This is a genomic window from Mesorhizobium jarvisii (assembly GCF_003601985.1).
Taxonomy (GTDB): domain Bacteria; phylum Pseudomonadota; class Alphaproteobacteria; order Rhizobiales; family Rhizobiaceae; genus Mesorhizobium; species Mesorhizobium jarvisii.
In genome coordinates, this window is record NZ_QZXA01000005.1 from 426418 (window position 1) to 441696 (window position 15279).

General features: G+C 65.2%; 10 protein-coding genes and 1 pseudogene. All 11 read left to right on the forward strand.

What is annotated here, in order from left to right; translation table 11 throughout:
* Positions 1–32 precede the first annotated feature (32 nt).
* On the forward strand, positions 33–362 hold the full coding sequence (locus D3242_RS15730) for a hypothetical protein (protein WP_038649225.1): 330 nt from the start codon (positions 33–35) through the stop codon (positions 360–362).
* Positions 363–499: 137 nt separating this feature from the next.
* Positions 500–1102 carry an ANTAR domain-containing response regulator gene (locus D3242_RS15735; protein WP_027047351.1) on the forward strand — a complete coding sequence of 201 codons (603 nt, stop codon included), beginning with the start codon at positions 500–502 and terminating at the stop codon, positions 1100–1102.
* Positions 1099–2337 carry a CmpA/NrtA family ABC transporter substrate-binding protein gene (locus D3242_RS15740; protein WP_064980691.1) on the forward strand — a complete coding sequence of 413 codons (1239 nt, stop codon included), beginning with the start codon at positions 1099–1101 and terminating at the stop codon, positions 2335–2337. Before D3242_RS15735 ends, D3242_RS15740 begins: the two co-directional genes overlap by 4 nt.
* Before the next feature lie 319 nt (positions 2338–2656).
* Positions 2657–3984 (forward strand): annotated as a pseudogene (locus D3242_RS15745) (CmpA/NrtA family ABC transporter substrate-binding protein).
* A 66-nt stretch (positions 3985–4050) separates the two neighbouring features.
* Positions 4051–4947 (forward strand): nitrate ABC transporter permease, encoded by an 897-nt coding sequence (ntrB, locus tag D3242_RS15750; RefSeq protein ID WP_010911232.1) that lies wholly within the window; start codon positions 4051–4053, stop codon positions 4945–4947.
* Between the two features lie 10 nt (positions 4948–4957).
* Entirely contained in the window at positions 4958–5755 is a 798-nt protein-coding gene (locus D3242_RS15755; RefSeq protein WP_064980693.1) for an ABC transporter ATP-binding protein, read from the forward strand.
* Between the two features lie 4 nt (positions 5756–5759).
* Positions 5760–8210 (forward strand): nitrite reductase large subunit NirB, encoded by a 2451-nt coding sequence (gene nirB, locus D3242_RS15760; RefSeq protein WP_064980696.1) that lies wholly within the window; start codon positions 5760–5762, stop codon positions 8208–8210.
* A gap of 5 nt (positions 8211–8215) precedes the next feature.
* A complete protein-coding gene (nirD, locus tag D3242_RS15765) occupies positions 8216–8545 on the forward strand; it encodes a nitrite reductase small subunit NirD (RefSeq protein WP_019860900.1) in 330 nt (109 codons plus the stop codon).
* Positions 8546–8547: 2 nt separating this feature from the next.
* Positions 8548–11226, forward strand: coding sequence for a nitrate reductase (locus tag D3242_RS15770; RefSeq protein WP_064980698.1), 2679 nt, complete (start codon positions 8548–8550; stop codon positions 11224–11226).
* 115 nt (positions 11227–11341) lie between these two features.
* Positions 11342–12718 (forward strand): MdtA/MuxA family multidrug efflux RND transporter periplasmic adaptor subunit, encoded by a 1377-nt coding sequence (locus D3242_RS15775; RefSeq protein ID WP_064980700.1) that lies wholly within the window; start codon positions 11342–11344, stop codon positions 12716–12718.
* On the forward strand, positions 12715–15231 hold the full coding sequence (locus tag D3242_RS15780) for an efflux RND transporter permease subunit (protein ID WP_425374458.1): 2517 nt from the start codon (positions 12715–12717) through the stop codon (positions 15229–15231). The genes D3242_RS15775 and D3242_RS15780 overlap by 4 nt, the downstream gene beginning before the upstream one ends.
* The last annotated feature ends 48 nt before the right edge of the window (positions 15232–15279 follow it).

Sequence of the window (15279 nt, forward strand, 5' to 3'; positions counted from 1 at the left end):
TTGATACGCATTGAACCACAGGAGGACGAGACGTGAAAAAGCTATTTCTGGCTTCCATGGTGGCATTGGCCGCCACAGCCGCAGTCATTGCGCCGACGCAAGCCGCAAGCGTGATTATCCAATCCGACGATGGCAACCAATATTCATCGGACGATCAGTCCGACAACGGCCAGATTGTCGTTCGCCGCCATCACCGGCAGAATTACGACAACCAGTATGGCGACGACCAGAACGTGCAGTATGATGGCAACTACAATGGCGACTATCGACGCCACCACCGCCATCACCGCTGCCATATCGAACTGGTCAAGCACTGGCGCCACCACCACAAGGTGATCGAGCAGGTCCGCGTCTGCGGCTGATCTACCCATGAAATAAAAGCGCCGCGCCGTTTTCACAGGCGATCCAGCGGCAAGCGATAGTGCGGCACAGCCACGCTCCTTCAACCGACGTGCTATGCCGCATTGCACAATTTCTCGGCCTTGCCCACAATGCAGGCATGGTCCGATCCTCCCTAGCCGTCCTGGTGATCGATGAAAATCGCATCCGCGCCTCGATCATCGAGGCCGGCCTGCGCGAGGCCGGCCATCAGCTTGTCACTGTCATCCATGACGTGACCGGCATTGCCCGGCGGATTGCCGAGATCGAACCCGACGTCATCGTCATCGATCTCGAAAACCCCAACCGCGATATGCTCGAAAACATGTTCCAGCTGTCGCGCGCCGTGAAGCGCCCGATCGCCATGTTCGTCGACCGCTCCGACCAGGCCTCGATCGAGGCCGCGGTCGATGCCGGCGTGTCCGCCTATGTCGTTGACGGTCTGCGGCAAGAGCGCGTCAAGCCGATCCTCGACATGGCGGTGAGCCGCTTCAATGCCTTCTCGCGCATGGCGCGCGAACTGGAAGAGGCGCGCAGTGAACTTGAGGGCCGCAAGGTCATCGATCGCGCCAAGGGCATTCTGATGAAGTCGCGCGGCCTCTCCGAAGAGGCCGCCTACACGCTGCTGCGCAAGACGGCGATGAACCAGAACCGCAAGATCAGCGACATCGCCCAGAGCCTGGTGACGGCGGCCGGGCTGCTGGGGCCGGCGGAGGACGAATGAGCATGAGGCACCAGATCACCGCCGGCTTCATGCCGCTTTTCGACAGCGCCGTGCTGGTCGCCGCCAGCGAGCTTGGTTTCGCCGCCCGCGAAGGCATTGGGCTGACGCTGCACCGCGAAACCTCCTGGGCCAACATCCGCGACCGCATCGCCATCGGCCACTTCGATCTCGCACATATGCTGGGGCCCATGCCGCTCGCCTGCAATCTCGGGCTGACGCCGCTCGCTTCCGAGACCATCGTGCCGTTCTCGCTCGGGCTCGGCGGCAATTGCGTCACCGTCTCCAACGCTGTCTGGGCCGGCATGGCGGCGCATGGTGCCGAAGCCGATCTCGATCCCGCGCGCGCGGGCGCGGCACTGCGCGCATTTATTCGCGATCGGGCGGTCGCGGGCCGCGAACCGCTGCGCTTTGCCGTCGTGCATCCGCATTCCGGGCACAATTACGAACTGCGCTACTGGCTGGCCGCTTGCGGCATCGACCCAGACCGCGAAATCGAGATCGTCATTGTGCCGCCGCCCTTCATGGCCGATGCGCTGGCCACCGGGCGCATCGACGGCTACTGCGTCGGCGAGCCCTGGAACAGCGCCGCGGTCGCCGCCGGCACCGGCCATATCGTCACCGTCAAGGCGCAGATATGGCGCAACAGCCCGGAGAAGGTGATCGGCGTGCGCAAGGCCTGGGCCGACGAGAATCTCGAGGCGCTGGCGGCGCTGCTGCGCGCGCTGCACCATTCGGCGCGCTGGTGCCAGGATCCGGCCAACCACGCCGAATTGGCCGCGGTGATGGCGCAGCCCGGCTTCCTCGGCCAGCCGCCGGCGGTGCAGATGCCGATCCTGACCGGCCATCTGCAATTGGGCGGCGGGGCGGAGCGAGATATCGACGACTTCTTCCTGCCTTTCGACAAGGCGGCGAACTTTCCGTGGAAGAGCCATGCGCTGTGGTTCTACACGCAGATGGTGCGCTGGGGACATGTCGCCCACACGCCCGGCAATCTCGCCATAGCGCGCGACTGCTACCGGCCCGATCTCTACCGCTCGGCGCTGAAGCCGCTCGGTGTCGCGCTTCCCGGCGCCAACGCCAAGGTCGAGGGCGCGCTCAAGGCCGCAACCGCCGTCGGCGCGACCGGCGCCGGCCTGGTGCTCGGCCCGGACGGTTTCTTCGACGGCCAGATCTTCGATCCCGACGAGATCGACACCTACATAGCGAGCCAGAAATCGGTCCGCACGGAAGCCTGATCATTTCGGCGCCCTTCTTGTGCATTGCACAAAAAATGTGCGCGCAATGGTCCTCATGAACAATCTTTGGCCTGCTCGCCATATTGCCCGGCAGGCCGTCGACGGACATGAATCGCTGATTTCATTGATGTTTTTCCTTTCATCCGAAACTGGCACGGTTCCTGCATTGAAATAACCAGGCCTTCATGGGTCAGGCGTCCAATGGCGGGCGCCACAGGCAAAGCTGCCGCTCAGGTCAAAACGCGCTCCCGGTCTCTCGGGCGCGAAGACTTGGCCGGCGGCTTTTTTGTTTTGGAATCGCGTTCAACCGGAGACGACGATGAAGAAGACGATGAAGAACTGGATCGGGACGGGAACATCGCCAAAGGATGTGACGCGTCGCGATTTTCTGGTCAGCAGCGCCATGACGGTCGGCCTGTTCATGGCGGCCCGCAAGCTCTTTCCATCCGGCGCCTATGCCGCCACCGCCGCGCCGGAAGTCACCGGCGCCAAGCTCGGCTTCATCGCGCTGACCGATGCCGCACCCCTGATGATCGCCAAGGAGAAGGGCCTGTCGCCAAATTCGGCATGCCCGATGTCGAGGTGCTGAAGCAGGCTTCCTGGGGCGCGACGCGCGACAATCTGATGCTTGGCGGTGCCGCAAACGGCATCGACGGCGCCCACATACTGACGCCGCTGCCTTATCTCATGCACACCGGCAAGGTGACGCAGAACAACCAGCCGCTGCCGATGGCGATCGTGGCGCGGCTCAACTACGACTGCCAGGGCATTTCGGTCGCCCAGGAATATGCCGGCACCGGCGTCGGTCTCGACGCCTCCAAGCTGAAGGACGCCTTCGCCGCCAAGAAGGCAGCCGGCAAGGAGGTCAAGGCCGCCATGACCTTCCCGGGCGGCACGCATGACCTCTGGCTGCGCTACTGGCTGGCCGCCGGCGGCATCGATCCCGACAAGGACGTCTCGACCATCGTCGTGCCGCCGCCGCAGATGGTGGCCAACATGAAGGTCGGCAACATGGACGTCTTCTGCGTCGGCGAGCCGTGGAACGAGCAGCTCGTCCACCAGGGCGTCGGCTTCACCGCCGCCACCACGGGCGAATTGTGGAAGGGTCATCCGGAAAAGGCGCTCGGTCTGCGCGCCGAATTCATCGAGAAGAACCCGAACGCCACCAAGGCGATCCTGATGGCCGTCATGGAAGCCCAGCAGTGGTGCGAGGCCAAGGAGAACAAGGACGAGATGGCCGCCATCATCGGCAAGCGGCAATGGATGAACGTGCCGGTCGCCGACATCATCGGCCGCCTTAAGGGCGACATCAACTACGGCAATGGCCGCGTCGCCAACGGCACCGATTTCTACATGAAGTTCTGGAAGGGCGGCGTTTCCTACCCCTTCAAGAGCCATGATGCCTGGTTCCTCGCCGAGAACATCCGCTGGGGCAAATTCGCGCCGACCACGGACGTCAAGGCGCTGGTCGACCAGGTCAACCGCGAGGATCTGTGGCGCGAGGCGGCGAAGGATCTCGGGGTGGCGGCGGCCGACATTCCGGCCTCCACGTCGCGAGGCGTCGAGACCTTCTTCGACGGCAAGACCTTCGATCCGGCCAACCCGTCCGCCTATCTCGACAGCCTGAAGATCAAGGCGTCGGCTTGACCCAAGCGCAATGGCGCCTCTTGCGCCGTTGTCGCCCCTACCTGCCCCCAAGGAGCTTTCCAAAAGATGTCCATCCAAGCCATCGAGGACACCAAGGTGAAGGCGTTTCCCGCGCCGGCCAAACCGGCCGAGGTGATCGCCTTCGCCGCCAAGGCGCGGCGCCGCTTCGACCCGCTCGCCATCGCCGGCAAGCTGGCGAGCACGCTGGTGCCGCCCGTCATCGTCATCGCTCTGATGCTCGTCGTCTGGCAGGTCGCCTGCTCGTCGCCCACATCGAGCCTGCCGCCGCCGAGCCAGGTGTGGAACGAGGCCTACGATCTCATCGCGCATCCGTTCTTCGACAATGGCCCGCAGGACATCGGGCTGGCCTGGCGGGTGCTGATCTCGTTGCAGCGCGTCGCCATCGGCTTTGGCCTGGCGGCGATCGTCGGCGTCGCGCTCGGCGCGCTGGTCGGCCAGTCGATCTGGGCGATGCGCGGCCTCGATCCGGTGTTCCAGATCCTGCGCACCGTGCCGCCGCTCGCATGGCTGCCGCTGTCGCTGGCGGCGTTCCGCGATTCCAGCCCGTCGGCGCTGTTCGTCATCTTCATCACCTCAATCTGGCCGATCATCATCAACACCGCCGTCGGCGTGCGCAACATCCCGCAGGATTACCGCAACGTCGCGCGCATCCTGCGGCTCAACCCGTTCGAGTTCTTCGTCAAGATCATGGTGCCGGCCGCCGCGCCCTACATCTTCACCGGTCTGCGCATCGGCATCGGCCTGTCCTGGCTCGCCATCGTCGCCGCCGAAATGCTGACCGGCGGCGTCGGCATCGGCTTCTTCATCTGGGACGCGTGGAACTCATCGCGGCTGCCCGACATCATCGTCGCGCTCGCCTATATCGGCGTCACCGGCTTCTGCCTCGACCGCCTGGTCGCCGGCGTCGGCGTCTTCGTCACCCGCGGCACAACGGCAAAGTGAGGACAGTGCGATGACCGCCTATCTGAAACTCGACCATATCGACAAATCCTTCGTCCGCGGCGGCCAGGTCAGCGAGGTTCTGAGGGATATCAGGCTGACCATCGACAAGGGCGAATTCGTCTCCATCATCGGCCACTCCGGCTGCGGCAAGTCGACCTTGCTCAACCTGATCGCCGGCCTGACCAAGGTTTCCGCCGGGGCGGTGCTGCTCGAGAACAGGGAAGTCGACAGCCCCGGTCCCGAACGCGCCGTGGTGTTCCAGAACCACTCGCTGCTGCCCTGGCTAACCGTCTACGAAAACATCAACCTGGCGGTCTCAAAAGTCTTCGGCCGTTCGAAGAGCAAGGCCGAGCGGCATGACTGGATCATGCGCAATCTCGACCTCGTGCAGATGGCGCATGCCAGGGACAAGCGCCCGGCCGAGATCTCGGGCGGCATGAAACAGCGCGTCGGCATTGCCCGCGCGCTCGCCATGGAGCCGAAGATCCTGCTGCTCGACGAGCCTTTCGGCGCGCTCGACGCGCTGACGCGCGCACATCTGCAGGATGCGGTGATGGACATCCATTCCAGGCTCGGCTCGACGACGATCATGATCACCCATGATGTCGACGAGGCGGTGCTCTTGTCCGACCGCATCGTCATGATGACCAACGGTCCTGCAGCGACCATCGGCGAGGTGCTGCCCGTGCCGCTGGCAAGGCCGCGCCGGCGCATCGAACTCGCCTCCGACCGCACCTTCCTGCGCTGCCGCGAGGCCGTGCTGAAATTCCTCTACGAACGCCACCGCTTCGTCGAAGCCGCGGAGTAGCATCATGACAGAAAGATTAGTCATCATCGGCAACGGCATGGCCCCCGGGCGCATGCTGGAGCACCTGCTGGAACAGGCGCCGGGCCGCTACAGCGTCACCATCTTCAACGCCGAACCGCGCGTCAATTACGACCGCATCATGCTGTCGCCGGTGCTGTCGGGCGAAAAGGCCTATGAGGAAATCATCATCCATGGCGACGGCTGGTACATCGCCAACAACATCACCCTCTACAAGGGCCACAAGATCGTCGCCATCGACCGGGCAGCGAAGACCGTCACCTCCGATCATGGGGTCGCCGAGCCCTACGACAAGCTGGTCATCGCCACCGGCTCGGTGCCGTTCATCATTCCTGTACCCGGCCACAACCTGCCCGGCGTGCTGACCTATCGCGACCTGGACGACGTACAGGCGATGATGCTGGCCGCCCAGTCGCGCGCCAAGGCCGTGGTGATCGGTGGCGGCCTGCTCGGGCTGGAAGCGGCGGCGGGTCTCAACGCGCAAGGCATGGACGTCACCGTGCTGCATGTCATGCCGACACTGATGGAGCGCCAGCTCGATCCGGCCGCCGGCTACCTGCTGCAGCGCGCCGTCGAACAACGCGGCATCAAGGTCATCACCAAGGCCAACACGCAAGCAATCACGGGCAATGGCAAGGTCGAGCAGGTGGAACTCGCGGACGGAACCGTTATCCCGGCGACGCTGGTGGTCATGGCCGTCGGCATAAGGCCGAATGCGGCGCTGGCGAAAGAGGCGGGCATCGCCGTCAACAGAGGCATCGTCGTCGATGCCGGCATGCGCAGCAACGACCCCGACATCTACGCGCTCGGCGAATGCGCCGAGGTCAACGGCATGGTCTACGGGCTGGTCGCACCGCTCTACGAAATGGCGCGCGTTGCGGCGAGCCAGCTTGCCGGCGACGAGACAGCTGCCTTCGTCCATTCGGACACGCCGACCAAGCTCAAGGTCACCGGCATCGAGCTGTTCTCGCTCGGCGACTTCGCCGATGGCGACGACCGCCAGGAGATCGTGCTGCGCGACGCCTCGGCCGGCGTCTACAAGCGGCTGGTGCTCAAGGACGACCGCATCATCGGCACCGTGCTCTATGGCGAGACGGCCGATGGCGCCTGGTTCAACGATCTCAAGAAGAAGCAGACCGATATTTCGCAAATGCGCGATACGTTGATCTTCGGCCAGTCATACCAGGGGGGTGCCCCGCTGGACCCTATGGCGGCCGTTGCAGCCTTGCCGGATGATGCGGAAATCTGCGGCTGCAACGGCGTTTGCAAGGGAAAGATCACCGGCGCGATCACGGCCAAGGGCCTGACCTCGCTCGACGATGTGCGCGCCCACACCAAGGCATCGGCCTCCTGCGGCTCCTGCACCGGGCTGGTCGAGAAGCTGATGGTGCTGACCCTCGGCGACACCTACAACCCTGCGGCCGTGCAACCGATGTGCGGCTGCACCACGCTCGGCCACGACGAGGTGCGCCGGCTGATCAAGGCCAAGCGCCTGAAGACCATTCCCGCCGTCATGCAGGAGCTGGAATGGAAGACCTCCTGCGGCTGCGCCAAATGCCGGCCGGCGCTCAACTACTACCTGGTCTGCGACTGGCCGGACGACTATGCCGACGACTACCAGTCACGCTTCATCAATGAGCGGGTGCACGCCAACATCCAGAAGGACGGCACCTATTCGGTGGTGCCGCGCATGTGGGGCGGCGTCACCAATGCCGCCGAACTGCGCGCCATCGCCGATGTCGTTGACAAGTTCGAGATCCCGATGGTCAAGGTCACCGGCGGCCAGCGCATCGACATGCTGGGCATCCGCAAGGAGGACCTGCCGGCGGTGTGGGCCGATCTCGGCCAGGCCGGCTTCGTCTCCGGCCATGCCTATGCCAAGGGCCTGCGCACGGTGAAGACCTGCGTCGGCTCCGACTGGTGCCGCTTCGGCACGCAGGATTCGACGGGGCTGGGCATTCGCATCGAGAAATTCATGTGGGGGTCGTGGACCCCGGCCAAGGTCAAGATGGCGGTGTCCGGTTGTCCGAGGAACTGCGCCGAGGCGACTTGCAAGGATGTCGGCGTCATATGCGTCGACTCAGGCTACGAGATTCATTTCGCCGGTGCCGCCGGCCTCGACATCAAGGGCACCGAAGTGCTCGGCCTTGTGAAGACAGAAGACGAGGCGCTGGAGCACATCGTGGCGCTGACGCAGATGTACCGTGAGCAGGGCCGCTATCTCGAACGCATCTACAAATGGGCCAAGCGCATCGGCATCCCCGAGATCAAGCGCCAGATCATGGACGATGGCGAGAAGCGCAAGGCCTACTACGACCGCTTCGTCTTTTCCCAGAAATTCGCCCAGGTCGATCCATGGTCGGAACGCGTCTCCGGCAAGGACAAGCACGAATTCCGGCCGATGGCTTCGGTCGGGTTTGCGCAGGCGGCGGAGTGAGCCCAATGAACTGGATCGCCATCGGCTCCCTCTCCGACATCCCCCGCCGTGGTGCGCGCTGTGTCGCCACCCCGCAAGGCAAGGTCGCGGTCTTCCGCACCCAGGACGATCAGGTCTATGCCATCGACGACCATTGCCCGCACAAGGGCGGGCCGCTGAGCCAAGGCATCGTCCATGGCGCGGCGGTAACCTGCCCCTTGCACAATTGGGTGATCTCGCTGGAGACAGGCAAGGCGCTCGGCGCCGATGAGGGCGCGGTGCGCACCATCCCAGTCAAGGTCGAGGGCGAGCGCCTGTTCCTGGCGCTGGAAGCGCTGGCGAGCTGCGCCGCCTGACCATGGAGATCGACGCAGCACGCGAGGTGAGGACCACCTGCCCCTATTGCGGGGTGGGCTGCGGCGTGCTGGCGAAGGTCGCCGCGGACGGGCAAGTGTCCGTCCGCGGCGACCCCGATCATCCCGCGAATTTCGGCCGGCTCTGCTCCAAGGGCTCGGCACTGGCCGAGACCATCGGCCTCGACGGCAGGCTGCTTCATCCCGAAATCCACGGCCGCCGGACAGGCTGGAACGAGGCGCTCGACCACGTCGCTTCGACCTTCTCGCAAACCATCGCCGAGCACGGACCGGATGCGGTCGCCTTCTATGTCTCGGGTCAGCTGCTGACCGAGGATTACTACCTCGCCAACAAGCTGATGAAGGGTTTCGTCGGCTCGGCAAACATCGACACCAATTCGCGGCTGTGCATGGCCTCGTCCGTCGCCGGCCACCGCCGCGCCTTCGGCTCCGACACGGTGCCGGGAACCTATGAGGATCTGGAACGCGCCGACCTCATCGTGCTGGTCGGCTCCAACCTCGCCTGGTGCCACCCCGTGCTCTACCAGCGCATCGCCGCTGCCCGAGAAAAGCGGCCGGAGATGAAGATCGTGCTGGTCGATCCGCGCCGCACCATGACATCTGATATCGCCGACATGCATTTGGCGATCGCGCCCGATGGCGATGTCGCTCTGTTCACCGGCCTGCTCGCCTGGCTCGGCCAGCACAATGCACTCGACCGCGCCTATATCACGGCGCACACGACCGGCTTCGGGCAAGCTCTTTTCGCCGCATCGGCGCTCGATCTCACCAGTGTTGCCACAGCAACAGGCCTGAGCGAAGACGAACTTGGCCGTTTCTACAGCCTGTTCGCCGCGACCGCGAAGACGGTGACCGTCTACAGCCAGGGCGTGAACCAGTCGTCGTCCGGCACCGACAAGGTCAACGCCATCATCAACTGCCATCTCGCCACCGGCCGCATAGGCAAACCGGGAGCCGGCCCGTTCTCGGTGACCGGCCAGCCCAACGCCATGGGCGGCCGCGAGGTCGGTGGCATGGCCAACATGCTCGCCGCCCATATGGAGATCGAAAATCCCGAACACCGCGACCGCGTCCAGCGCTTCTGGAATGCGCCCGGCATCGCGCAAAAGCCCGGGCTGAAGGCCGTCGAGATGTTTCAGGGCGTGGCCGACGGGCGCATCAAGGCGCTGTGGGTCATGGCCACCAACCCGGTCGATTCGATGCCGGACGCGGACGCCGTCGAAGCAGCAATCAAGGCTTGCCCGTTCGTCGTGGTTTCGGATGTCCTGGCCAGCACCGACACAGTGCGTCACGCCCATGTCCGGCTGCCCGCCGCCGCCTGGGGCGAAAAGGACGGCACCGTCACCAACTCCGAGCGCCGCATCTCGCGCCAGCGGTCGTTTCTGTCGGCGCCCGGCGAGCCGAGGCCCGACTGGTGGATCATCGCGGAGGTGGCGCGGCGGATGGGTTTTGGCGAGGCGTTCGCGCACGAGACGCCGGCGGAGATCTTTGGCGAGCACGCCGCGCTGTCGGGGTTCGAGAATGATGGTGGGCGGGACTTCGATATTGGGGCTTATGCCGGAATTGATGCTGAGGGCTATGCAAGGCTGGCGCCGTTCCAATGGCCAGCGCCGAGCCCAGGAGGCGGCACGACAGAGCAGCACCCCACCCGTTTCTTCGCCAACGGCCATTTCTACACAGCCGACCGCAAAGCCCGCTTCATCGCCATCCGTCCCACCACGGAAACCCGCACCACCCCCGACTTCCCGCTCATCCTCAACACCGGCCGCATCCGCGACCATTGGCACACGATGACGCGCACCGGCAAAAGCCCGCGCCTGTCCCAGCACATCGCCGAGCCCTTTGTCGAAATCCATCCCCTGGACGCGCAGCACCACGGCATCGGCGACGCCGACATCGTGCGTATCTCCAGCCCGCGCGGCGACGTGCTGGTCCGCGCCCTGATCACGCCACGCCAGCGCCAAGGCAGCGTCTTCGCGCCGATGCACTGGACCGATCAGTTCGCGGCAAAAGGCCGGCTCGACGCATTGACCGCACCGCTCATCGATCCGGTCTCAGGCCAGCCGGCCCTGAAACATGTCGCGGCCCGCATCGAGAAATTTGCCGCAAAGGCCTTTGCGTTCGCCGTGATGCGCCGCCGTCCCGAGGCGATTGCCGCTGACTACTGGGCGGTTGCCAGGTGCCGGGGCGGATGGCGGGTTGAACTTGCCTTTGCCAACGACGACGCCGACTGGACAGCCTTCGCCGGCTCGCTCTTCGAGGCCCCCTCGGCCGAAATGCTCGCCTATCACGACCGCGACGCCGGCCAGCACCGCATCGCCGCCTTCGACGGTGAGCACCTCACGGGTGCTTTGTTCGTCGCCCGGGGCCCGGTCGCGGTATCGCGCGGCTGGGCGGCCGAACAGCTCGAAGAGGTCCACGCCAGCCAGCGCGAGCGCTTCAGGATCGTCGCCGGTCGTGCCGGTGCCGAACGGCCGGACGCGGGCGCGACCGTCTGCTCCTGTTTCAGCGTCGGAGCCAACCAGATCGTGGCGGCAGTGGCAGCCGGCTGCACCACCGTCGAAGCCATCGGCGGCGCGCTGAAGGCCGGCACCAATTGCGGCTCCTGCAGGTCGGAGATCCGCGCCCTCATCCAGGCGAGCCGCATTCAAGCGGCCGAGTGAGCCGCAATCCCGTGTGATTGAGCGGTCCGCGAGGCCGCGCCAAACCTGTCCAACTGTTAATTCGACTTCGTCAGGCTTCGGCCATATTGGTGGATGGGGGTGAAAGAATGCCGCCATGGACCAGCAATTGGAAATGCCCCTGCAGACGACCGTCGCGCCACGCCGATCGCGTCGCTGGATCCCGTGGCTGATCTTCATTGCCATTGTCGCCGCAACCGCCGCCTATCTCTATCAGCGTCCGCATGTCGAGGCGAGGCAACCCGGCGGCAGACGAGGCGCGCAGCCGACGACGATCGGCTCCGCCGCCGTCGAAAAGGGCACGATAGACGTCACCCTCAATGCGCTCGGCACGGTGACCTCGCTCTCCACCGTCACCGTCAAGCCGCAGGTCACCGGCCCGCTCATCCAGGTGAATTTCAAGGAGGGCCAGGACGTCAAGAAGGGCGACCTGCTGGCCGAGATCGATCCCCGCCCCTATCAGGCGGCGCTCGCCCAGGCCCAGGGCCAGGTGGTGCGCGACCAGGCCATGCTCAGGGATGCCCAGCTCGACCTCGTCCGCGACCAGAAACTGGTGGCGCAGGGGACGGCGACACCGCAGACCCTCGACGCGCAGGTCGCCCTTGTCGCGCAGGACCAGGGTTCCGTCCAGGTCGACCAGGCGATGATACAGACCGCCACCCTCAATCTGGATTATTGCCGCATCCTGGCTCCCGTCGACGGACGGGCAGGGCTGCGCCAGGTCGATCAGGGCAACTACGTCACCCCTGGCGATGCCAACGGCATCGTCATCATCACGCAAGTCCAGCCGATCAGTGTGTTGTTCACCGTGCCCGAGGATGAATTGCCCGCGATCGCGCAGCGCATGCAGCAGGGAGCCACTTTGCCCACATCGGCTTTCGACCGCGCCGGAGCCAAGAAGCTCGCCGACGGCCAGCTCGAAACCTTCGACAGCCAGATAGACCCGAGCACCGGCACCATCAAGCTGCGGGCGGGCTTCGCCAACGAGACGCGCGTCCTCTACCCGAACCAGTTCGTCAACGTCGCGCTTCTCGTCGACGAGCACAAGGACGTGGCGATCGCCCCGATCGCGGCGATCCAGCGCGGCTTGCCCGGCACCTTCGTCTATCTGGTTAACCCCGACAGCACGGTCGCCGTGCGCAAGGTCACGCTTGGCGTCACCAATGGCGAACACGTCGAGATCCTCGCCGGCCTGAACCCCGGCGACCGTGTCGTCGTCGACGGCGCCGACAAGCTCCGCGACGGCGCCCATGTCAACCTTCAGCAGGATGCGCCGGCCCCGGCACAGCCCTCGGCACCGGTCTCGGCGCAGTCACCTCCGGCATCGGCTGCCACGCCCGCCGGGACAGCGCCTCAGTCACAGGCGTCGGCGCCGGACCAGCCCGCATCGGATGCGCCAAAGCCGGATGACACGGGCAAGCGCAAGGGCCAGGGCCGCAAGCATCGTCACGCGGAGTCCGGGCAGCAGCAATGAGCCCGTCGCGCGCCTTCATCCTGCGGCCGGTGGCGACATCGCTGTTCATGGTCGCCATCATGCTGTCGGGCCTGCTGGCCTATCGCTATCTGCCCGTCTCGGCCCTGCCCGAGGTCGACTACCCCACCATCCAGGTGCAGACCTTCTATCCCGGCGCCAGCCCTGACGTCATGACGTCCTCGGTCACGGCACCGCTGGAAGTCCAGCTCGGCCAGATCGCCAACCTCAACCAGATGAACTCCGTCAGTTCGGCCGGATCCTCGGTCATCACGCTGCAGTTCAGCCTGGCGATATCGCTCGATGTCGCCGAGCAGGAGGTTCAGGCGGCCATAAACGCGGCCGGTAATCTTTTGCCGGCAGACCTGCCGGCGCCGCCCATCTACGCCAAGGTCAATCCGGCCGACGCGCCGGTGCTCACCCTCGGCCTGACCTCGGCCACCATGCCGCTGCGCGACGTGCAGCAGCTTGCCGACACCAGGCTGGCGCAGAAGATATCGCAGCTGCCGGGCGTCGGCCTGGTCAGCCTCAGCGGCGGCCAGCGGCCGGCGGTGCGTGTCCAGGCCGATCCGCGCAAGCTCGCCGCCTATGGCCTCAACCTCGACGATTTGCGCACCACTTTGGGCAGCGCCAACGTCAACACGCCGAAGGGCAATTTCGACGGGCCGTCGCGCGCCTACACCATCAATGCCAACGACCAGCTGAAGAGCGCCGACGAATACCGTTCGCTGATCGTCGCCTACAAGGACGGCGCACCGGTGCGGCTAAGCGATGTGGCCGACGTGGTCGACGCCACCGAGAACAACCGACTTGCCGCCTGGATGAACAGCACGCCGGCGATCATCCTCAACATCCAGCGCCAGCCCGGCGCCAATGTCATCGACGTGGTCGACCGCATCAAGGCGCTGCTGCCGCAGCTCCAGGCCTCGCTGCCGAACGCCGTCGACGTGAAGGTGCTGACCGACCGCACCACGACCATCCGCGCCTCCGTGCGCGACGTCGAATACGAGCTGACGCTCTCGATCATCCTCGTCGTGCTGGTCATTTTCGTCTTCCTGCGCAGCGCGCGCGCCACGCTGATCCCGAGCCTGTCGGTTCCCCTGTCGTTGGTCGGCACACTGGGCGTCATGTACCTGTTCGGCTTCAGCCTCGACAATCTTTCGCTGATGGCGCTGACCATCGCCACCGGCTTCGTCGTCGACGACGCCATCGTCGTCATCGAGAACGTCGCCCGCTATGTCGAGGAGGGCGCTACGCCGCTGCAGGCGGCGCTGAAAGGGTCGCAGCAGATCGGCTTCACCATCATCTCGCTGACCGTTTCGCTGATCGCGGTGCTGATCCCGCTTCTGTTCATGGGCGATGTCGTCGGCCGGCTGTTTCGCGAATTCTCCATCACGCTTGCCACCACCATCCTGATCTCGGCGGTGGTGTCGCTGACACTGGTGCCGATGGCCTGCGCCAAGCTGCTCAAACCGGTGGCGGCGGTGCGCGAAAACGCCCTGCAGCGCGCCAGCCGCGACTTCTTCGACTGGGTGATCCGCGGCTACGGCCGGGCGCTGACCTGGGTACTCGACCGGCAGACGCTGATGCTCGTGGTGGCGGCGGCCACCCTGGTGCTGACGGCGGCCCTCTACGTGGTCATCCCCAAGGGGTTCTTCCCCGTGCAGGACACCGGCGTCATCCAGGCCATATCAGAGGCGCCACAGTCGATCTCCTATGCCGCCATGGCCGACCGGCAGCAGCAGCTGGCCGCCATCATCCTTAGGGATCCCGATGTCGACAGCCTATCGTCCTTCATCGGCGTCGACGGCACCAACACGACGATGAATGTCGGCCGCATCCTGATCAACCTCAAGCCGCATGAAGCGCGCACCGCTGATATCACGCAGGTCATCGCGCGGCTGAAACAGGAAGCCGGCGCCGTGCCCGGTGTCATGCTCTATATGCAGCCGGTTCAGGACCTGACCATCGACGGCCAGGTCAGCCGCACCCAGTACCAATTCGTGCTCCAGGACGCCAATGCCGATGAGCTGGGAGAATGGACGCCGAAGCTGCTTGCCAGGCTGAACACGCTGCCGCAGCTCGCCGACGTCGCCAGCGACCTATCGAACAGCGGCCTTGCCGTCTTTGTCGATATCGACCGCGACCAGGCCGCGCGCTTCGGCATCACGCCGGCGACCGTCGACAATGCGCTCTACGATGCTTTCGGCCAGCGTATGGTGTCGACCATCTACACCACGTCAAGCCAGTCCCGGGTCATTCTCGAGGCCGCCCCTTCAGAGCAGGATTCGCTCAAGGCGCTCTCTTCCGTCTACCTGCCCTCCTCGACTGGCGGCGCCCCGGTGCCGCTATCGGTGGTGGCAGCCACCCATATCGCCACCACGCTTGCCGCTTATGCTCGGCACCGGCGTCGGCTCGGAACTGCGCCATCCCCTGGGCGTCTCCATCGTCGGCGGCCTGCTGCTCAGCCAGTTGCTGACGCTGTTCACCACGCCGGTGATCTATCTCTGGTTTGATCGTCTCTCGGCTCGTCTCAGAGGCATCGAACCCAACCTTGCCCGTGC